Annotated in this window: 16 protein-coding genes and 5 pseudogenes; 6 read left to right on the plus strand and 15 right to left on the minus strand. The window is 54.7% G+C overall.

The window, feature by feature from the left end; translation table 11 throughout:
* Nucleotide 1: 1 nt before the first annotated feature.
* Genes CWM52_RS20880 through speB form a run of 6 tightly spaced genes read right to left on the minus strand, consistent with a single transcriptional unit; the run spans nucleotide 2 to nucleotide 5,997 of the window.
* A complete protein-coding gene (locus CWM52_RS20880) occupies nucleotides 2-730 on the minus strand; it encodes a class II aldolase/adducin family protein (RefSeq protein WP_100685841.1) in 729 nt (242 codons plus the stop codon).
* Complete coding sequence (locus tag CWM52_RS20885) at nucleotides 731-2,251, minus strand: amino acid ABC transporter permease/ATP-binding protein (RefSeq protein WP_100685842.1); 1,521 nt, start codon at nucleotides 2,249-2,251, stop codon at nucleotides 731-733.
* Nucleotides 2,252-2,284: 33 nt separating this feature from the next.
* A complete protein-coding gene (locus tag CWM52_RS20890) occupies nucleotides 2,285-3,088 on the minus strand; it encodes an ABC transporter substrate-binding protein (protein ID WP_100685843.1) in 804 nt (267 codons plus the stop codon).
* A 9-nt stretch (nucleotides 3,089-3,097) separates the two neighbouring features.
* On the minus strand, nucleotides 3,098-4,174 hold the full coding sequence (locus tag CWM52_RS20895; RefSeq protein ID WP_100685844.1) for an isopenicillin N synthase family dioxygenase: 1,077 nt from the start codon (nucleotides 4,172-4,174) through the stop codon (nucleotides 3,098-3,100).
* Nucleotides 4,171-5,034 (minus strand): sugar phosphate isomerase/epimerase family protein, encoded by an 864-nt coding sequence (locus tag CWM52_RS20900; protein ID WP_100685845.1) that lies wholly within the window; start codon nucleotides 5,032-5,034, stop codon nucleotides 4,171-4,173. Before CWM52_RS20900 ends, CWM52_RS20895 begins: the two co-directional genes overlap by 4 nt.
* A gap of 12 nt (nucleotides 5,035-5,046) precedes the next feature.
* Nucleotides 5,047-5,997, minus strand: coding sequence for an agmatinase (gene speB / locus CWM52_RS20905; protein WP_100685846.1), 951 nt, complete (start codon nucleotides 5,995-5,997; stop codon nucleotides 5,047-5,049).
* 112 nt (nucleotides 5,998-6,109) lie between these two features.
* Here speB and CWM52_RS20910 point away from each other — a divergent pair, with 112 nt between their 5' ends.
* The 3 genes from CWM52_RS20910 to CWM52_RS20920 all read left to right on the plus strand — a co-directional run bounded on the left by CWM52_RS20910 (nucleotide 6,110) and on the right by CWM52_RS20920 (nucleotide 8,158).
* Complete coding sequence (locus CWM52_RS20910) at nucleotides 6,110-7,021, plus strand: LysR family transcriptional regulator (protein WP_100685847.1); 912 nt, start codon at nucleotides 6,110-6,112, stop codon at nucleotides 7,019-7,021.
* Between the two features lie 127 nt (nucleotides 7,022-7,148).
* On the plus strand, nucleotides 7,149-7,496 hold the full coding sequence (locus CWM52_RS20915; protein WP_100685848.1) for a DUF6404 family protein: 348 nt from the start codon (nucleotides 7,149-7,151) through the stop codon (nucleotides 7,494-7,496).
* Nucleotides 7,497-7,681: 185 nt separating this feature from the next.
* Nucleotides 7,682-8,158, plus strand: coding sequence for an RrF2 family transcriptional regulator (locus CWM52_RS20920; protein WP_100685849.1), 477 nt, complete (start codon nucleotides 7,682-7,684; stop codon nucleotides 8,156-8,158).
* 792 nt (nucleotides 8,159-8,950) lie between these two features.
* On the opposite strand, the gene oqxB is transcribed toward CWM52_RS20920, so the two are convergent.
* Both oqxB and CWM52_RS20930 read right to left on the minus strand, forming a co-directional pair.
* Nucleotides 8,951-12,103, minus strand: a complete 3,153-nt coding sequence (gene oqxB, locus CWM52_RS20925) for a multidrug efflux RND transporter permease subunit OqxB (RefSeq protein ID WP_100685850.1) — start codon at nucleotides 12,101-12,103, stop codon at nucleotides 8,951-8,953.
* 24 nt (nucleotides 12,104-12,127) lie between these two features.
* On the minus strand, nucleotides 12,128-13,303 hold the full coding sequence (locus CWM52_RS20930; protein ID WP_100685851.1) for an efflux RND transporter periplasmic adaptor subunit: 1,176 nt from the start codon (nucleotides 13,301-13,303) through the stop codon (nucleotides 12,128-12,130).
* A gap of 333 nt (nucleotides 13,304-13,636) precedes the next feature.
* On the opposite strand from CWM52_RS20930, the gene CWM52_RS20935 reads away from it, so the two are divergent.
* Both CWM52_RS20935 and CWM52_RS27180 read left to right on the plus strand, forming a co-directional pair.
* Nucleotides 13,637-13,990, plus strand: coding sequence for a helix-turn-helix domain-containing protein (locus tag CWM52_RS20935; RefSeq protein WP_100685852.1), 354 nt, complete (start codon nucleotides 13,637-13,639; stop codon nucleotides 13,988-13,990).
* Nucleotides 13,983-14,058, plus strand: a pseudogene (locus CWM52_RS27180) (integrase); the annotation flags it as partial. The gene CWM52_RS20935 and the pseudogene CWM52_RS27180, both read left to right, overlap by 8 nt.
* Before the next feature lie 15 nt (nucleotides 14,059-14,073).
* On the opposite strand, the pseudogene CWM52_RS20940 reads toward CWM52_RS27180, so the two are convergent.
* From CWM52_RS20940 to CWM52_RS20965, 6 genes and pseudogenes are all read right to left on the minus strand, one after another.
* A pseudogene (locus CWM52_RS20940) lies at nucleotides 14,074-14,382 on the minus strand (STY4526/YPO1902 family pathogenicity island replication protein); the annotation flags it as partial.
* Nucleotides 14,383-14,508: 126 nt separating this feature from the next.
* Nucleotides 14,509-14,694 (minus strand): AlpA family transcriptional regulator, encoded by a 186-nt coding sequence (locus CWM52_RS20945; RefSeq protein WP_100685854.1) that lies wholly within the window; start codon nucleotides 14,692-14,694, stop codon nucleotides 14,509-14,511.
* A gap of 145 nt (nucleotides 14,695-14,839) precedes the next feature.
* Nucleotides 14,840-15,172 (minus strand): annotated as a pseudogene (locus CWM52_RS20950) (hypothetical protein); the annotation flags it as partial.
* 37 nt (nucleotides 15,173-15,209) lie between these two features.
* Nucleotides 15,210-16,241, minus strand: a complete 1,032-nt coding sequence (locus CWM52_RS20955; RefSeq protein ID WP_100685855.1) for an IS630 family transposase — start codon at nucleotides 16,239-16,241, stop codon at nucleotides 15,210-15,212.
* Nucleotides 16,242-16,327: 86 nt separating this feature from the next.
* Nucleotides 16,328-16,714 (minus strand): annotated as a pseudogene (locus CWM52_RS20960) (tyrosine-type recombinase/integrase); the annotation flags it as partial.
* Nucleotides 16,714-16,918, minus strand: a pseudogene (locus CWM52_RS20965) (IS30 family transposase); the annotation flags it as partial. The pseudogenes CWM52_RS20965 and CWM52_RS20960, both read right to left, overlap by 1 nt.
* 228 nt (nucleotides 16,919-17,146) lie before the next feature.
* On the opposite strand from CWM52_RS20965, the gene CWM52_RS20970 reads away from it, so the two are divergent.
* Nucleotides 17,147-17,803 (plus strand): TetR/AcrR family transcriptional regulator, encoded by a 657-nt coding sequence (locus CWM52_RS20970; RefSeq protein ID WP_016244032.1) that lies wholly within the window; start codon nucleotides 17,147-17,149, stop codon nucleotides 17,801-17,803.
* 57 nt (nucleotides 17,804-17,860) lie between these two features.
* On the opposite strand, the gene CWM52_RS20975 is transcribed toward CWM52_RS20970, so the two are convergent.
* Complete coding sequence (locus CWM52_RS20975; RefSeq protein ID WP_100685857.1) at nucleotides 17,861-18,844, minus strand: MDR family oxidoreductase; 984 nt, start codon at nucleotides 18,842-18,844, stop codon at nucleotides 17,861-17,863.
* Nucleotides 18,845-19,229 lie beyond the last annotated feature (385 nt).

Raw genomic sequence — 19,229 nt, forward strand, 5'->3', positions numbered from 1 at the left:
GTTAGTCTTTGTAAGAAGTGTCGAGACGGTTCAGGCGGCGCAACCACGCCTGCCAGACCAGTTGGCGTTCATGTTCCACGCCCATCAGCTGTTCGCAGGCGTGCTGGCTCAGGTGCGCAGGAATGGTGTGGATGGCGCTGAGCGGAGCGAGCTGTGCGCAGGCCATTTGAATTTCGCAGGCGCGGTTGAGGTAGTACATGATGTAAAACGCATCGGCGACGGTGCGCCCCACCGACAGCAGGCCGTGGCTTTGCAAAATCATGGCGATATGATTTCCGAGCGAACGCTGGATTCGCTCGCGCTCGTCGAGGTCAAAGGCGACGCCCTCATACGGGTGGTAGCCGACGCGCTGATAAAACTCGGTGCTGATCTGGTTAAGCTGTAACAATCCCTGTTCACAGGCGGCGACCGCCATGCCCGGCAGCGTATGGGTATGGATGACGCAATGCGCATCTTCCCGCGCCATATGTACCGCGCTGTGGATGGTAAAGCCAGCCGAGTTGGCCGGAGCGTGGCCCTCCACGACCTTTCCCTGCATATCGACGACGATGAGATTACTCGCCGTCACCTCATCGAACATCATGCCGAACGGGTTAATCAGAAACCGCGGCTCGCCGTCGCCCGGCAGGCGCACGGAAAAGTGGGTATACAGCGTATCTTCCCAGCCAAACAGCGCCGCAAGCCGGTAGGCGGCAGCCAGATCCTGGCGTAGTTCACGTTCAGTCGTCATTTATTGCACTCCCATAAATTCACGTATGCGGCTCAGCGCCGGGTCTGCCGCGCCGTTGCGGATGCGCTGCGGAGGCACATCGCTCGCCACGACGCCGTTTTCCATCATCACCACCCGGTCAGAGATGGATAAAGCGAAGTCCATCTCATGGGTGACGATCAGCATCGTCATCCCTTCGCGGGCAAGAGACTGAATCACCTTCAGCACTTCCCCTACCAACTCGGGATCCAGCGCCGAGGTGGGTTCGTCAAACAACATGATGTCCGGTTTTAACGCCAGCGCCCTGGCGATGGCGACGCGCTGCTGCTGGCCGCCGGAAAGCTGCCAGGGGTATTTTTCGGCATGGGCCAGCAGGCCGACGCGATCCAGTAGATAGAGGGCCTGCTCTCTGGCCGCCTGCGGCTCAACCAGCTTGTGATACTGCGGGGCGAGCATGACGTTATCGAGCACCGTGCGGTGAGGGAACAGATTGAAACTCTGGAAAACCATTCCGATACGCCGCACGCCGGCGCGCATCTGCGGTTTATCCACGATCGCCGCGCCCTTAAGGTAATCTTCGCCATAGAGCACGATCTCCCCGGCATCAATGCTTTCCAGCGCGTTAATGGTGCGGATAAGGGTGGTTTTACCGGACCCCGACGGCCCGATAATGCTGATGACCTGACCGTTTTCGACTTTCAGGTCGATACCTTTCAGTACCTGATGCTGGCCCCAGGATTTCTCGATGGCGCGCAGATCGAGCGCCGGCGGGCTGCCGCTGGTGGGTTCGGCTTTTGCCGTAGGCTGCGGTGCCTTCAGCGACTGACGCAGGGCTTCACACTCGGCGTCGTTGAAGGTCTGCGGGCGCTTTTGCTGAATATCCAGCATATTCTCCAGCGCCCGGAACAGCCAGGTGAAGACCGTCACCACCATGACGTAGTAGACCGCGACCGCCAGCAGCGTCTCCATGACGAGGAAATTTTGCGCATACTGGCGCTGGCCGGTGAGCAGCAGCTCCGGAAGTGAAATAACCGATAATATTGAGCTGAGCTTAATAATCGTGATGTATTCATTAATCAGCGTAGGTAACGAAATACGAAACGCCTGCGGAATAATAATTAAGCGCTGAATGCCAATAAAGCTGAAACTTAATGCGTGGCCGGCTTCGCTTTGTCCTTTCGCTACCGACATTAATCCGCCGCGATGGATTTCCGCCATATAGGCGGCTTCGGTCACGGTCATCGACACTAATCCGGCAATAAACGGAATACCGAGCAGCGGCTGCGTGGCCGGGAAGAGCTGCGGCAGGTTATAGACAAAGACCAGCAGCACCATTAACGGCACGCTGCGGAAAAACCAAATATAGAGTTCGACGGGAACCTTTAACCAGCGCGGGCCGGAGAGTTTCGCGCAGGCTAACAAAAATCCTAACACCAGGCCAATAAACCAGGACAATGAGCTGACGACAATGACGGTGACACACGCCTGCCAGAATGCCCCAACGCTAAATAATGAGAAAAAGTATCCCCAATCGAACTCCATACTAACTCCTGTTGCTCATGTGCTTTATTGTATTTAATCGATGCGCCCTAAATTGTATTTCTTGATAATGGCGTCATATTTTCCATTGGCTTTTAAGGTGGCTAATGTTGATTTAATGGCGGCCGCCAGTTCGTTATTTCCTTTCGCAATATAAATACCCAGCGGCAACGGGTAGACCAGCCGCGTGGAGCTGATAGCCAGGCGACCACGACTCTTATCGACAATGATTTGCGCCGCCGGGGCGATTTCTAACTGCGCGTTAATGTTTTTCGATAGCAGGGCCTGCGAGGCTTCCGGCGCCGTCGGGAACTCCTGAATGCCGATCGCCGGCTTGCCGTTCTTCAGGCAATATTCATCGGAGTGATTTTTCAGGCTGGCGACCCAGGCGGTGCCCTGTTGCAGTCCCACCTTGACGCCGCAGAGCTCGTCTTCCGTTTTGGGTTGAATCGTGCTGCTCTTGAGGGCAATGATCGACGCGCCGGACAGGGCGTAAGGGATCGCATCGGCCTGTTTCAGGCGCTCCGGCGTGACGTACATGCCGGATATCACCGCGTCATATTTCTTGCCGATGCCTAAAATCAGACTGGTGAATTTGGTGTCGATCAGCTGCGGCTTCGCTTTTAGCTGTTCGGCAATCAGCGCGGCAAACTCCGGATCGAGGCCAACGATGTTGTTGTTGCTGTCATAGGATTCAAACGGCGGATAGGTGACCTCCATGCCGACTTTGAAGACGCCATCGGTCAGCAGTTCAGCTGCCTGGGTCAGCGGAGAAAAGCAAGCGGCGACGGCGATGCCCAAAGCCACACGGCGCGAGAGCGTCTTAAGGTTTTTTTTCATCATGTATCCTCACGGGTTATTAACGGTTTTTTGCTGTGCTTGTTTCTTCAGGTGACCAAAGGTGTGGGTGCCGCGGGCGCGCTCCGGAAGCTGTAGTTCGCCGCGGGTGACTTTCTCACGCAGGTAGCGATAGGTTTGCAGCGCCTGGCTCCACATATGCTCGCCAATGCTTAATTCCTGGTAGTCGCTGGCTTCCCCGGCGGCTAAAAAATTGGGCAACGGCCGGATCAGCGTGTGGTAATCGCAGGCGAAAAACAGCGGGAAGGAGTAGCGTTCCTGCGGTACCTTGCGAACACGGTGGGCTGTAGCAACAAATGTGCCAGCGCTTAATACTTCCAGCATGTCGCCGATATTGATCACGAAAGCCTCTTCACCGGCGGCGCTCTTCACCGGCGGCGCATCGATCCAGACGCTTTCTTCGTTCAGCACTTCCAGGCCCGGCTGGTCGGCGAGCAGCAGGGTGAAGCACTCGTAATCGGTGTGTGCACCAATACCGGGAACATCCTCGGCGCTGGCATCAAAGGGGTAGTGAATCAGGCGCAGCTTGGACGGCGGGCAGGTCACCAGCGCCTTGAAATATCCTTCCGGCAGGCCAAGGGCGAGGGCGAAGGCGTCAAACAGGCGATGGCCGAGGGCGAAAACCGCGTCATAGTAGGCCAGTACCCGGGATTGAAATTCCGCCAGTTCCGGCCACTCGTTGGCACCAATCAGCGGCGTGCCGGCCAGCACAAACGGATGGTCGTCCGCCGCCTGGAAACCAATATCGAACGCCTCTTTATGGTCCGGTTTGCCGGAGCCGTAAATCTCTTCGCCTTCGGGGACGTAGCCTTTATGGCTGCGCGAATGGCCAATGTAGTACTGCATCTTTTGTTCCATCGGCAGGGCGAAGAGCGTTTTGGCCGCCGCGCGGATGCCAGCGATCAGTTCAGGGGCAATACCGTGACCGGTGATATAGAAAAAGCCGACTTCGCGCGCCGCTTTGCCAATCGCATCAGCGACGGCCTGGCGCTTTGCCAGACTGCTGCTGGTCAGGTCGCCAATATCGATGGTCGGTAATTCAGTGAAAGAACTTTTCGCAACGCTCATTTCTGCAGTTCCTTTTCGGTTAACGATAAAAACTCGGCAAAATGCTGCTGTTCATGTGTAGCCATCCACGCATTCAGCGACCACAGGTCGGCCACCGGGACGTTGGTGAACGGCAGATGATGCAGATAGCCGTCGGGGCCGAACTCGGGCGTCAGCGTGGTGTGCTGATACCCGCGTCGGCGCTGCGAGTGCCAGATTTGCTGCCAGAAACGCTGCTGAAACTGCAGCGCAGCCTGATATTCCGGGGCCGCCGGATGGGGCACCTGTGGCCCCTGGTCGTAACCGGCGCGGGCCTGAATGTGGTGTACGCGGTCGATAAACGCGCTGAAATCATCGCAGGGGTCATCCAGCAGACGCTCGCTCACCACAAGCCAGTGGCTGATGTCGGCGGTAAACCGCAACTGCGGCAGCTGCTGGATAATCTCGAGAGTCAGCCACGGGCTATACAGCGAGGTGGCGCGATGGGTCTCAAAGCTGCAGGTCAGCTCATAGGTCGCCGCCAGTTCGTGGGCCTTGCCGAGGAAATCCACCTGCTGCGCCAGCGGCCAGCGGTCGTTACCGGCCAGCAGATTAACGAAGCGCGGGTTCAGCGCTTTGGCGTCATCAAAACGACCTTTCAGGCGTTCAAGATGCTGCCGGGGCGTGTCGGCCTGAGCTGGGATCACGCCGCCGCCGCTGAACACGATAGCGATATACTCCAGCGCAGATTCCTGCAGGCGTCGGGCCAGCGTCTGCTGCTCTTCCGGGGTCAGCGGTACGCGCGCTTCGATGCCGCCGCAGCCGACGCTTTTCAGCTCGCTGACCGTTTGCTGCCACGGGGTGGTGACGCCCCAAAGCGTACGAAAAATCGTGAGTTGCATGAGCCGAATCCCCTATGGATATTTCACGCCGGGCAGGACGCAGAGCATTTCGTACAGCAGGTTTGCCGCCAACTGGGAGGTGTTGCCGCTGATGTCATAAGGCGGTGAGACCTCGACCAGATCGCAGCCAATCAGGTTCAGGCCGCGGCAGCCGCGGACGATTTCCAGCGCCTGAATAGATGTCAGGCCGCCAACTTCTGGCGTGCCGGTACCGGGCGCCCAGATAGGGTCGAGGCTGTCGATATCGAAGCTGAGATAGACCGGGCCATTGCCCATCTGCTGGCGGACTTCAGCCATCAGCGGGGCGAGAGACTTGTGCCAGCACTGCTCCGCCTGTACCAGACGAAAACCCTGGTCAACGCCCCACTGGAAGTCGCCGGCGGCGTAACCCTGGGCACGCTGACCAATCTGCACTACCCGTTTGAGATCCAGCAGACCCTCTTCTACGGCGCGGCGGAAGGTGGTGCCGTGGGCGATTTTTTCCCCGAACATTTCATCATTGGTATCGGTATGCGCATCGACATGAATCAGGCCAACCGGACCATGTTTTTTAGTCAGGGCGCGCAGGATCGGCAGGGTGATGGTGTGATCTCCGCCTAGGGTCAGCGGGATTAGCGGGAAACTATTCAAATCGGTGTAGTAATCCTCGATAATCTGCACCGATTTGAGCAGGTTGTAGGTATTTATCGGTACGTCGCCAATGTCGGCCACCGACAGCGATTCGAAAGGTGCCGCCCCGGTTGCCATGTTATAGGGGCGAATCATCACCGATTCGGCGCGGATATAGCGCGGCCCGTAGCGGGTGCCGGATCGCTGAGAAGTACCGATGTCTAACGGGATGCCGACGAATGCCGCATCAAGTCCCTGTAAATTTTCAATAAATGGCAGGCGCATCATCGTTGCGCGGCCGCCAAAACGTGGCATCTCGTTGCCACCCTGCGGTTGATGAAAGACGTTATCCATTGCAGCTCCTGAATCTGACACACTAATACTCGACAGGGAGATAGTGCGAAAGATGAGCTGGACTTTACATCGTCTGGCGTAAATACTTAGTTCATTTATTGGTGAACTAATCATGCTCAACGACGGCAGTCTCAACATTCGACAGCTGCAGGTTTTTGAGGCGGTGGCACGCCTGGAAAGCTATAACCGAGCCCAGCAGGAGCTGGGTATTTCGGTATCGGCAATCAGCAACGCGATGTCTCAGCTGGAAGGGCAACTGGGGTTCAGCCTGTGCCAGCGCGGGCGCGGCGGCTTTGCGCTGACCGAGAAAGGGCAGCAGTTTTTACAGCAGGCGATTCGGGTGCTGAGCGAGCTGAACGAGCTGGAGCGCCAGTCGGCGCTGCTGAAAGGCGAGCACAGCGGCACGATTTGTATCTCAACGCTGGACTCGATTGAAACTGAAACCGCGCTGTCGCTGCCGGTGGTCCTGCGTAGCTTCAGCGATAAGTTCCCCCATGTGCATATCAAGCTGATTATCCGCACCCCGGCGGAGCAGCTGAACGGCGTGCTGAACAACCATATCGATTTGGCGATCGGCAGCTACAACTCCCAGGTGCATAACATTATCAGCGAGCCGCTCTATCGCGAGCAGCACTGGCTCTACTGCAGCGATCTTCATCCGATGTTTTTCAGCCGCCAGCTCGATAAAGAGCACATCAGCCAGTGTCCGCTGGTGACCCGCAGCTACTGGAATACCAGCGATCTGCGTCGGCGCGGTTTCAATAAAGGCAGCGCCACCGTGGAAACCGTCGATGCGCAGCTGCTGCTGATTCTCTCAGGGAAATATATCGGCTATCTCCCTGAGCATTACGCCTGGCCGTGGATCAAAGAGAACCGGCTGCGGGTGTTACTGCCTAATGAATTTGGCTTTCAGTCGCCGTTTTCGGCGATCTGCAAACGCGGGCGCAGTAACGAGCCATATCTGAAAGAGTTTCGCAATTTGCTGAAGAAGAATACGGTGGCCAGGCCGAAGTGGAACTATTGAGGGGGGAGTCTGGCGCCCCCGGAGCGCAGCGCGGCAAATGTTGAGTATTGCCGTTTTTCCGCGCTTGTGGCTGAATATTGAGCACGCTTAACGGGCAGTATTGATCTCCAGAGGCAGGCGCGGAACGATGGCATTTGAAGAGAAGAAGAAAAAAGCGCTTGCGCTGATGGAAGAGAAAAAGATGTGGCGGAGCAACTATGCGCCTCCGCTGCTGCGTCTTTTCTGGAAAGCCGGAGGTAAAATGCCGCCGCCGCCGTTTGCCCCGTTCTGGCTCAATATGCTGTTTTTCGCCGTCTGGTTTGGCCCTTTATGGGGCGTTTTTATGTGGTTCAGCACCTGGCAAAGTGAAGGCTATAGCGCCTCAGGCGCGCTGTTCGCCAGCGCGACCGCCGGGGTCTTATTCGGCTTTTTTATGGCGCTGTTTCATGCCTGGCGTAAGCGCGCCAACAAGCTGCCGGACTGGGATCGTCTGTAGCGATAAACGTGGGCGGTTAAATACCCTGGCTGGCGACAGGTGTGGTGCGGAAAGTGTCTTTTAGGCAACGGGTCGTGCGTAGATTGCTTCAAAAAAATGACCGTATTTGTTATATTGTTGTTCATTGCTTATTCACCTCTGCGGTGCCAAAAAGAACAAGATTCACCGTAACCCAGGAAGATAAAATGTTAGATTATCGCTTCCCGACAGCTTTGCAGATGGTTCTCAGCGTAGCGATGGCGGAGCAGTTGGGTCAACGTTCGACGAGTGCGATTCTGGCCTACGGCCTGGAAGCCAATCCGAGCTTTATCCGCAAATTAATGGTGCCGCTCACCCGTGACGGTATTATTGTCTCCACGCTGGGACGTAACGGTTCCATTCACCTTGGTCGCCCGGCGGAGAGTATCACCCTGCGCGATATCTACGTGTCGGTGATTGAAGATAAAAAGCTGTGGGCATCGCGGCCCGATGTGCCGGCCCGCTGCGTGGTCAGCGCCAACGCCTGCTGGTACTTCAAGTCTATCGCCGACGAAGCAGAGCAGGCTTCTCTGGATGTATTAGCCCGCCATACCGTGGCAAGCGCGCTGGAAAAGGTCAAAAAAGGCGATACCAGCGGCTGCGATCTGCTACCGGAACTGGATACCCTGAAAAAAGCGCATTAATCCTGCCGTCAGCGTAAAAAAACGCCTTCACTCAGAAGGCGTAGCTTGTTAATAAACGCGAGTGTCTTATATTGCCCGGCGGCGCTTCGCTTGCGCGGGCCTACAGAGATTGTGCCATCCTTGGTAGCGAGGGTTTTGTTGGCCAACAGAGCTTGTGTTATTGCTTGATAGTGTGGGTTTTGTAGGCCGGGTCAGGCGTCAGCCGCCACCCGGCAAAACGCGAGTGCGATGTTCAAAACCGCTTTGCCCCCAATTCCCATCTTCATACCGAAGGCGCAGGCTGTTGGCAAAGCGCGAGCGTCTTGCATTGCCCGGCGGCGCTTCGCTTGCGCGGGCCTACAGAGACTGTGCCATCCTTGGTCGCGTGGGTTTTGTAGGGCCTACAGAGATTGTGCCATCCTTGGTAGTGCGGGTTGGCCAACAGAGACTGTGTTATCGCTTGATGGTACGGGTTTTGTTGGCCAACAGAGACTGTGTTATCGCTTGATGGTACGGGTTTTGTTGGCCAACAGAGCTTGTGTTATTGCTTGATAGTGTGGGTTTTGTTGGCCAACAGAGACTGTGTTATCGCTTGATGGTACGGGTTTTGTTGGCCAACAGAGACTGTGTTATCGCTTGATGGTACGGGTTTTGTTGGCCAACAGAGCTTGTGTTATTGCTTGATAGTGTGGGTTTTGTAGGCCGGGTCAGGCGTCAGCCGCCACCCGGCAAAACGCGGGCACAATGTTTAAAAGCGGTTTGTCATTCGTTTCCGCCTTCAAAAGAAGGCGGTTTTTTGTTGTCGGCAGCTGCCTATTCAGGCAGCGCTTCTGGTGCCGGTTTGCCGCGGGTGACCAGCTTACGCAGCGTGACGTAGAACACCGGCGTCAGGAACAGACCAAACAGCGTCACGCCCAGCATCCCGGAGAACACCGTAATCCCGGTGACGCCGCGCACTTCCGCGCCCGCGCCGTGGCCGAGGATCAGCGGGATCGTCCCGGCAATAAAGGCGATGGAGGTCATCACGATCGGACGCAGACGCAGATGACAGGCTTCCAGCGCCGCTTCCATGATCCCTTTCCCCTGAATTTCCAGCTCGCGAGCAAACTCGACGATCAGGATGGCGTTTTTACAGGCCAACCCCATCAACACCACCAGTCCAACCTGTACGAAGACGTTGTTGTCGCCGCCGGTGAGCCAGACGCCAAACAGGGCGGAGAGCAGCGTCATCGGAACGATGAGGATCACCGCCAGCGGCAGCGTCCAGCTTTCATACAGCGCCGCCAGCACCAGGAACGCCAGCAGCACCGCCACCGGGAAGACAATCAGCGCGGTGTTGCCCTGGGTGGCCTGCTGGAAGCTCAGATCCGTCCATTCGATGTTCATGCCGTTCGGCAACAGTTGGCCGGACATGGCGGCCAGTTTGCTCATCGCCTGAGCGGAAGAGAGCACCCGAGGATCGGCGTCGCCGATCAGATCCGCCGCCGGATAGCCGTTGTAGCGGATCACCGGATCCGGCCCGTAGGTCGTGCTGATATTGACCATACTGCCGATTGGCACCATTTCACCCTGGTTATTCCGGGTGCGCAGATTAGCAATATCCTCCACGCTGTCGCGGAACGGCCCGTCGGCCTGCGCCATGACGCGCCAGGTTCGGCCGAACTGGTTAAAGTCGTTCACATAGGAAGAGCCCAGGTAGGTTTGCAGCGTACCGAACAGATCGGTCAGCGAGACGCCCTGCGCTTTCGCCTTGTCGCGATCGACCTGCACATCCAGCTGCGGTACGTTTGCCTGATAGGCTGAAATAGGGAAATGCATCCCCGGTGTCTGCATGATCGCTCCGGACAGGGTATTCACCGCCGTTTGCAGCGCGCCATAGCCTAAGCCCCCTCGATCCTGAATATACAGCGAGTAACCGGAACCCTGGCCGAGGCCGAGAATCGGCGGCGGCAGGATAGAGAAGCCAAAGCCTTGCTGGATTTGCGCGATTTTGGCATTGATCTCGGCGTTAATTTCCGCCGCGGAATGTTTACGCTGATCGAACGGCTTCAGGCCAAAAAATACCGTGCCGGTGTTCGGCGTATTGGTGAATTGCAGCGCGTTAAGCCCTGGAAACGCCACCGCATAATCCACGCCTTCAGTGTTCATCCCGATTTCGCTCATCTTACGGATGACCGCGTCGGTGCGGGCCAGCGAAGAACCTTCCGGCATTTTCACGCCGCCTATCAGGTAGAGCTTATCCTGGGTGGGAATAAACCCGCCCGGCACGGCTTTAAACATCACTCCGGCAGCGCCGAGCAGCAGCACATAAACCATAAACACGGCGCCACGTCGTCCGAGCGTTTTGCCAACCAGCCCCTGGTAACCGTGCGAGCTGCGATGGAAGAAGCGGTTGAACGGACGGAACAGCCAGCCGAACAGGCGATCGATAAGCCGGGTCGGGAGGTCTCTCGGCGCGCCGTGCGGCTTCAGCAACAGGGCCGCCAGCGCCGGAGAGAGGGTCAGCGAGTTGATGGCCGAGATCACCGTCGAAATCGCGATCGTCACCGCAAACTGTTTATAGAACTGCCCGGTTACGCCGGAGAGGAAGGCCATCGGCACGAATACTGCGCACAGCACCAGGGCGATAGCGATAATCGGCCCGGACACTTCACGCATGGCCTGGTGCGCCGCCTGCAGAGGGGAGAGCCCCTCCTCGATATTGCGCTCGACGTTTTCCACCACCACAATCGCGTCGTCCACCACGATCCCAATGGCGAGGACCAGGCCGAACAGGCTCAGAGTGTTAAGCGAGAAGCCAAGCAGGTAGAGAATACCGAACGTCCCCACCACCGAGACCGGTACGGCAATCAGTGGAATAATCGATGCGCGCCAGGTTTGCAGGAACAGGATCACCACCAGTACTACCAGCACTACCGCTTCGAGCAGGGTTTGCACCACCGCGCGAATGGAGTCGCGCACAAAAACGGTGGGGTCGTAAGGGGCGGCCCACTTCATATCTTCCGGGAAACGCGTGGACAGTTCGTCCATTTTGGCGCGTACCGCATTCGACAAATCAATGGCGTTGGCCCCCGGCGACTGGAAGATACCGATCCCGACCGCATCTTTATTGTTAAGCTGGGAACGCAGCGCGTAGCTGCCCGACCCCATTTCGATGCGCGCCACGTCGCGCAGACGGACCAGCGAACCATCCTGGGCCGTTTTGAGAATGATATTGCCGAACTCTTCTTCCGTGTGCAGGCGGCCCTGGGCGTTAATCGAGATCAGGAAGTCGCTCTCTTTTGGCAGCGGCTCGGCGCCAAGCTGCCCGGCGGAGACCTGCACGTTTTGCTCCTGCATCGCCGCCACTACATCGGAGGCGGTCAAGCCACGTGCGGCGACCTTATTCGGATCCAGCCAGATTCGCATGGCGTATTCGCCGGCGCCAAAAATCTGGATTTGGCCGACGCCGGGCAGGCGCGCCAGTTCATCCTTCACTTTTAAGGTGGCGTAGTTACGCATATACAGCGAATCGTATTTACCGTTGGGCGAAAACAGATGCACCACCAGGGTGAGCGTCGGCGACTGTTTCTGGGTGGTAATCCCCAGTCGGCGTACGTCTTCCGGCAGACGCGCTTCGGCCTGCGATACCCGGTTTTGTACCTGAACCTGCGCCTGATCGGGGTCGGTGCCCGGGCGGAAGGTGACGGTGGTAACCAGCACGCCGTCGGAGCCGGCGACGGACTTCATGTACATCATGTTTTCAACGCCGTTGATCGCTTCTTCCAGCGGCGTCGCCACGGTCTCGGCGATTACTTTCGGGTTGGCACCCGGATACTCCGCGCGTACCTGTACACTCGGCGGTACGACGTCAGGGTATTCGCTGACCGGCAGCAGCGGGATGGCGATGAGCCCGGTAATAAAAATCAAAATCGACAGCACCGCGGCGAAAATGGGCCTGTCGATAAAAAAGCGGGAAAAGTCCATGCGTCGGATTCTCAGGTCAAGGGATCAGTTGAGGGTAGTGCTGGCGGTCATCGCCACGGTTTTCGCGTTAACCGGCATTCCGGGCATAAACACTTTTTGTAATCCTTCGACGATGACTTTATCGCCAGGATTCAGCCCCTGCTGGACGATGCGTAAACCGGCGGCCAGGCGACCCGGCTTGATATCGCGGCGCTGCGCTTTACCCTCTTTATCAACGATATAGACGTATTTGCGGTCCTGATCGGTCAGTACCGCTTTGTCGTCGATCAGCGTGGCCTGGAATTCGGCGCTGCCCGGCAGGCGCACGCGGGCAAACAGGCCCGGTATGAACTGACGCTGGCTGTTATCCAGCAGCGCGCGCATACGGATAGTGCCGGTGCTCGGCGTTAGCTGATTATCGAGGAAATCCACTTTTCCCTGATGGGGGTAGCCGTCCTCACCAACGAGACCTATCTCAACCGGCAGCGCAAGATGATTGCTGGCCGCCCCCTGGCCGCTGCGGGCGAGGTTTTGATAGTGAAGATAGGTTGATTCGTCGACATCAAAATAGACGTAGACCGTCTTCTGCGAGACCACCGTTGTCAGCACGCTGGCGCTGTCACCCGCGGTCACCAGGTTACCGCTGGTGATCAGCGCGCGGCTGGCGCGGCCATCGATAGGGGCGGTCACTTTGGTGAAGTCAAGGTTAAGCTGAGCGGCATCAACGGCTGCCTGCGCGGCCTGGATGTCGGCTTGCGCCTGGGTTGCGGCCGAACGACGCTGCTCCCACTCTTCACGGGATACTACGTTGCTGTTGATTAATTTGTCGGTACGGCTGGCCTCGCTGCGCGCCAGGCTGGCCTGTGTTTTGGCTCTTGCCAGCGTTGCCTGCGCCTGCTTGAGGGCGGCGCGATAGGTTCTGTCATCGATAGTGAATAGTACCTCGCCCTTTTTCACTTCCTGGCCGTCGGTGTAGTTCACTTTTTCAATGTAGCCGGAGACGCGTGGGCGGAGCTGAACGCTTTCTACCGCTTCAATTCGGCCGTTAAAGCTGTCCCACTGGCTGATGGATTTCACCACTACGTCAGCGGCGCTGACGGCAGGGGCTTGCGGTGCGGCGTTTTGCGCCGCGCTGTTATCGCAGCTGGCAAGCAGCATGGCGATGACTGCGCTCCCCAGTCCGCGCAGATAAAAGTTAACCCAGGTTTTTTTCAGGCTCATTATTTTTATTCCGGTAATTGTTGCCGCCGGGCAAGACGCAGCGAAGGACGCTGCGCAACTTCCTGTGTCCGGGCTGGCTTAAGGCCATTTGTGCCGTTCATCGCCACAAAACTGTAACAGTTGCGAATACACTATTGCGGCGATTGTAGGAAGGCGCTTAACTAAGTGCAAGAATAATTGTTGCACTTTATGTGCTGTTTCCGTTGAGCGAAAAAGACACATTTCAGGCAGGGGATTTAATGTAACAATAAAACTTGCAATTTATGCCAAAGCAGGTCACTTTTAAATGCAATAGATAAAGATACTTTTATTAACAGCCCAGGGGAACCCGATATGAACACTGGCGCTTTTGTACACGATTTACTTGACTGGATTGATAATAACCTTGAAAGCCGCCTCGATATTGACACGGTCTCCCGGCGGGCAGGCTATTCGAAGTGGCATCTTCAGCGGATATTCAAAGAACATACCGGCCATCCCATCGGCGAATACATCCGCGCCCGGAAGCTGCAAAAATCGCTTGAGCGCTTAACCCGTAGCGACGAGCCGATCCTCAACGTGGCCATCGCGCTGGGTTTCGACTCTCAGCAATCCTTCAATCGCAGTTTCAAGCGCCAGTATGGCCAGGCGCCGGGCGTCTGGCGCCGCAGCATGGGGACGGCTGCATCGTGTCAGCGTTCCACATGAATCCCTGAATAACCTGACGCCGGAGGAATACCGGCTGATGGCAGATCTCAAAAAGTGCGTGGAACTAAAACGGGTGTGCTTACAGTGAGACCAAAATACTGGCTGAGCAATGCGATTGAACCACCCAGTCGGATTGCCTGGTTAACCAGTCGCTGGTGCCGGACATCCCGACGGGCTTGGGCAATCAGATAGCGCAAAACCTCATGACGGACGCTGATAGTAACAAGCTGTGCTGCCCACTGGCTGAGAATAAATAGCTCATCAAGCGATAGCTTATTGAGGGTAATCATTTCGTCGAAAGTGAATCCCAGCGCTTCGCAGTGGCGAACGTTGCCTTCTTTCAGCGCGTGCAGGGCATTGACTAATACGACGTAATTCAGGGTCGGGATCATCTTGTCACATCCTCAGGGTGTTTTTTGGGGAAGAATGAAGCAGATGGAATAAAGAGAATTGAACCGACATGAAAGAAAAAATCAGGTCGTGATTATTGTTCATAATCTTTACTTCTTTAACTTTTTTCAGCGGTTTTCTAATTTAAGGTTGATCCAATCATCAATTTCAGATTCGAGCCAGGCTACACTGGATGGACCGATTTTTATTGAACGGGGGAAAGAACCATCTTTCATGTAGAGATATATCTGTGAGCGTTTTAGTCCGGTTTTCTCTTCAACTTGTTTGAGTCGTAACAATCGGTGAGATGTCATATTTTCCTCCTGTGGCTTAAATAACCGGGGATACCCGGAGATCACAAAAAAGCACAGTGGAACCCTGTGGAAAAGCAGATACACCCTTAACAAGGATACTGATACCCTCATTAAGGGTTTTGTATGGTTACGGTTGAGGATGGCACTAATGGGATGAGGATGGTGAAGAAGGGGACCCGCGTTTAAGGGCGTTCTTTAGTGTCTCGGCACTCAGATGATCTGTAATTCCGTCATCTGATGCCCACTGTTCAAAAATAGAGAGGAGTTTATAGGGGGGTCTTAGTAGTGGGCTGATAGCATCATTGTGTTTACAAGCTAGCCAGAATAGGCGGGATAGTGGAGTGGATATACGAGTTTCCGAAGATAATGAAGTTTTACTTTTTGTGTAAAATCCAATTAGTTTTTCTAGTTCAGCATAACGGATAACAAAGCAGGCGTCCTGAGGTAATTCATACACAGGGAAGAAATCTCTATGCACGTATCTCCCTAGGTCTAAATAGATGCGCCTAATACCGCTACACTTTTGCCAGACCATGTTTCCCTCCGGGGAATGGGCTGGCTGTTTCCATAAAATGGCGAACCTTTTTCAGTAACTGCCACATTGAGCGGCACTGGTGATTACGGGTTATCGTGTCATGAAGCGCCTGCCATAACCGCTCAACGTGGTTCACCCACGGCGAGTAAACCGGTTGGTAAATTACCCTGAATTTGGGATTTGCTTTCAACCAGCGCTGTGTTTCACGGCTTTTATGGATAATATAGTTATCCACGATGAGCGTGATGGTTTTTGCCCGTCGGTATGTGGCTTTAAGGTGCTTCAGCAGGCTGATGAACAGCACCGAACTTTTGCTGTTGCCGCCCACATAGCTGACTTTGCCCGTTCCGCTGTGCAATGCTCCGGCCAGATAGTATTTTTCGTTCTGCCCCGGCGTCACAACCCGTTTTTGCTGCCCGCGTAACTGCCAGTCTGCGCCGATTTTGGGGTTGAGATGGATATCCACTTCATCCTCATAAAAAACCGGGTGTTCTGCGCTGCATTCGCCCAGTGCTTTATGGATTGCAGCCATTTTTTCATCCTTATGAGGATCGCGGATACACAACGTTGGTGCGGCTCTGCCCCATACCAGTCCGGCAGAGGGCAGCCAGCGACGCACAGTCCCGGCATGCAACTGGAACCCGGTTATCTCATTGATTTTTATTGCCAGTAATTCGGTGCTCCAGCGTGAACGCTGATAACCAAAATCACAGGGAGAATGTTTTATCAGTTCACGTAACAAGGTACAGATATGCTCAAAAGGCCAGCGTCGGGAACGTCCTGCGGGCAAGAATTTCAGGCCTTCAACACCTGATACAGTGAACCAGCCAATCCAGCGCCCAACGGATGAACGGGCACAACAGAGTGTTCTGGCAACATCGCTGATCCGTTCACCCCGATGAAGCATCAGCATGGCCGTGAGTCTGCGGGCATGATTTTTATCGCGTGTTTTATGGATAGCTTTCTGCATCAGGCGTCGTTCGTCACGAGGTATTGGTGCTATGATCGGCATCGCTCAGTCCGGTTGGTGATTTGTTTTGATTTGGCGATTGATCAGATCGCACAATCCGGGCTGAGTTCCCTATAAGTGATCTACTATTCTGCGCAGCTATTTAGGTGTTGGGCTTTATGGATGTAGGCCGCCCGCACACTGTTGTGCTCTTTATGACTCATCTGCCTTTCAATGGCATCCTGTGACCACAACCCAGTTTCATTTAAGGCGCTACAGGCCATCATTCTGAAACCGTGGCCGCAAACCTCGGTTTTGGTGTCATAACCGAAAGTATGCAGCGCCTTGTTGATGGTGTTTTCGCTCATCGGTTTGTCCACAGAATGCGCGCTCGGGAATACGAACATAGAATCCCCGGTCAGCGCTTTAATCTGTTTCAGCAGGACGACCTCCTGCCGTGACAGCGGCACTGGGTGCTCATCCTTCATTTTGGCTCCGCGCTCTGAGAACCTGACGCCTTCGACGGCTTCCCGCTTTGTTTCATCAAGCGAAAGCGCTAACCGGTGCCGCTTTCGCACGGGAGGACGGTAGCCGCCTGTCTGGTGGATAGTGGGCATAATGGAAGAATGATATCTGTCGAACATTCTGGCGATATCATGTAGAGAATCACCTTGCTTATATCTGTCCCAGATAATTGCCTTCTGCTCTGGCGTGTAGTTAATCCGAGTTCTTCGTTTCATGGCAACGTCCCCCCTTGATTAAGGATAGCGTTGCATCGACCCATTGAACTCACAGCCAAAAGCAGACGTTGCTAATTCTGCACTGTTCAGCGATGGCGCAGTAGCGACAGGCACTTCCACTGTCCAGTCGGCAAAAGCGAACACTTTACCACTGCGGGGATAAACTGATTGAAGCTCTCGCGCAAAATCACTTATTCTTTTGCGTTAATAAAATGTAGGAGATGAGTCATGACAGGCGAAAATCGTGGACGGGGAAGGCCGCGAAAGACAGAAAGTACTTATGCAGATACTCGTAATGATCTGATCCGCAGCGGCCTTGAACTGCTGACGCAGAATGGTTTTCTTGCGACGGGAGTCGATGCCATTGTTAAAAATGCCAATGTCCCTAAAGGCTCATTTTATTACTACTTTAAGAGTAAAGAGGATTATGCTCAGACCGTTCTGAATGCCTATGACAGTTTCTTCGAGCATAAACTCAAAAAACATCTACATGAATCATCCTGCACACCAATGGTACGTCTGGAAAATTTCATCAATGATGCCTGTGAGGGGATTAAAAAATACAATTTTACCCGCGGCTGCCTGGTTGGAAATATGATGCAGGAGAGTCCGGGGCTTCCCCAATCCTTTATTAAAGTGCTACAGAATATTCTTGAGAGCTGGCAGGCACTTGTTGCGGCCTGCCTGTCCGACGCGTTATCTTCAGGCGAAATAAGTTCAAATATGAATAATACACAACTGGCGGCTATTTTCTGGAGTGGCTGGGAAGGTGCGGTAATGCGTTCCAAACTATATTGTTCTACTGAGCCTGTGTACGACTTCTGGAGCTATTTCAAAACCTCGGTACGCTATCAGTCTTCTCAGGAAGCAACAACTGACCAGTAAAAGGGGCCGCAGCCCCTAAAACTTATTACACCAAGACTGAGCTCGGCATCCATCTAATTAGCTACATTGAATGACTGCACGACCGCGAATTCCGCCACTCAGAAGTTTTTCAGCCACAGTGATGGCGTCACTGAGCGGATAAACGGTAGTGAGACTATCCATTCTGGACTCTGGCAAATACTGTACCGCCTGTTGCCAGATTGCCGCTCTTTTCTCTTTCGCGAACATGACACTGTCAATCCCTTTCAGCGTGACACCACGCAGAATAAACGGAGCCACATTGCCCATCAAATCCATCCCCTGAGCCATGCCGCAGGCTGCAACAATACTGCCATATCGGACCCCGGCGCAGGCATTGCAGAGTGTGTGGCTACCGACTGTATCAATGGCGGCAGCCCAGCGTTCTTTTTGTAACGGTTTTCCAGGGGAGGCAAGCTCGGAGCGATTAATAATCTCCTCTACACCGACCGTTTTATAAAGCCAGGCAGCTTCTTCCGGACGACCAGTAGACGCGGTCACGTGGTAACCCATCGACGCCAGGATCATGGCCGCAATACTCCCGACACCTCCGCTGGCACCGGTTACAAGTACCGGGCCATCTTCAGGCTTAATACCATGATTCAATAATGCGTCGACACACAGCATCGCGGTAAAACCAGCTGTTCCGATTGCCATTACATGTTTGCTATTTGCGCCAGCCGGGAGCGGCGTCAGCCAGTCTCCCTTTACCCGCGCTTTTTCGGAAAGCCCACCCCAATGTTTTTCTCCTACACCCCAGCCGGTCAGCAAGACCTTATCCCCAGTCTGATATTCAGGATGTGAGCTGGCGGACACTGTACCGGCAAAATCAATGCCTGGCACCATTGGAAAGTGCCGGACGATAGGACCGCGGCCCGTAATAGCCAGTGCGTCTTTGTAGTTGATAGATGAATAGTCGACATTGACCTCCACATCCCCCTGTGGCAGCTCGCTTTCAGCGATTTCAGCAATTTGGGTACTGTGGTGATCATCTATTTTATTGATTAATAAGGATTTAAACACTTTTTCCTCGTCTTTCTGGTTGAATGCCATTGAGCTATAAAGTAGTCAATAAATAATATTGACCGATCGTCTAATAATCAACGCTACTATCCCAGTGTTTTGTCAGAAAACAAGAATTGTTTTTCTTTTCATCAGGTTAAATCTATCTTTTTTGATTAATGTCAAACCAGATTCGGTTTTCAATTATGTAGGCATCAATGTTAGCGGTCCTGCAGGATACGCAGTCGATGCTTCAGGGCGTACTGATGAAATAAAACAAGTAGGCTTAGATTAGTTGGTCTGCTCATCGCTCACAGCAGACCTTTGGCCCAGTGAGCTTGTCCGCTCTGTGCTGTGAGTTCAATGGGTCGATGCAACGCTATCCTTAATCAAGGGGGGACGTTGC

Origin of the sequence: Raoultella sp. T31 (genome assembly GCF_002806725.1) — a bacterium.
In the GTDB taxonomy this organism is placed as follows: domain Bacteria; phylum Pseudomonadota; class Gammaproteobacteria; order Enterobacterales; family Enterobacteriaceae; genus Klebsiella; species Klebsiella electrica.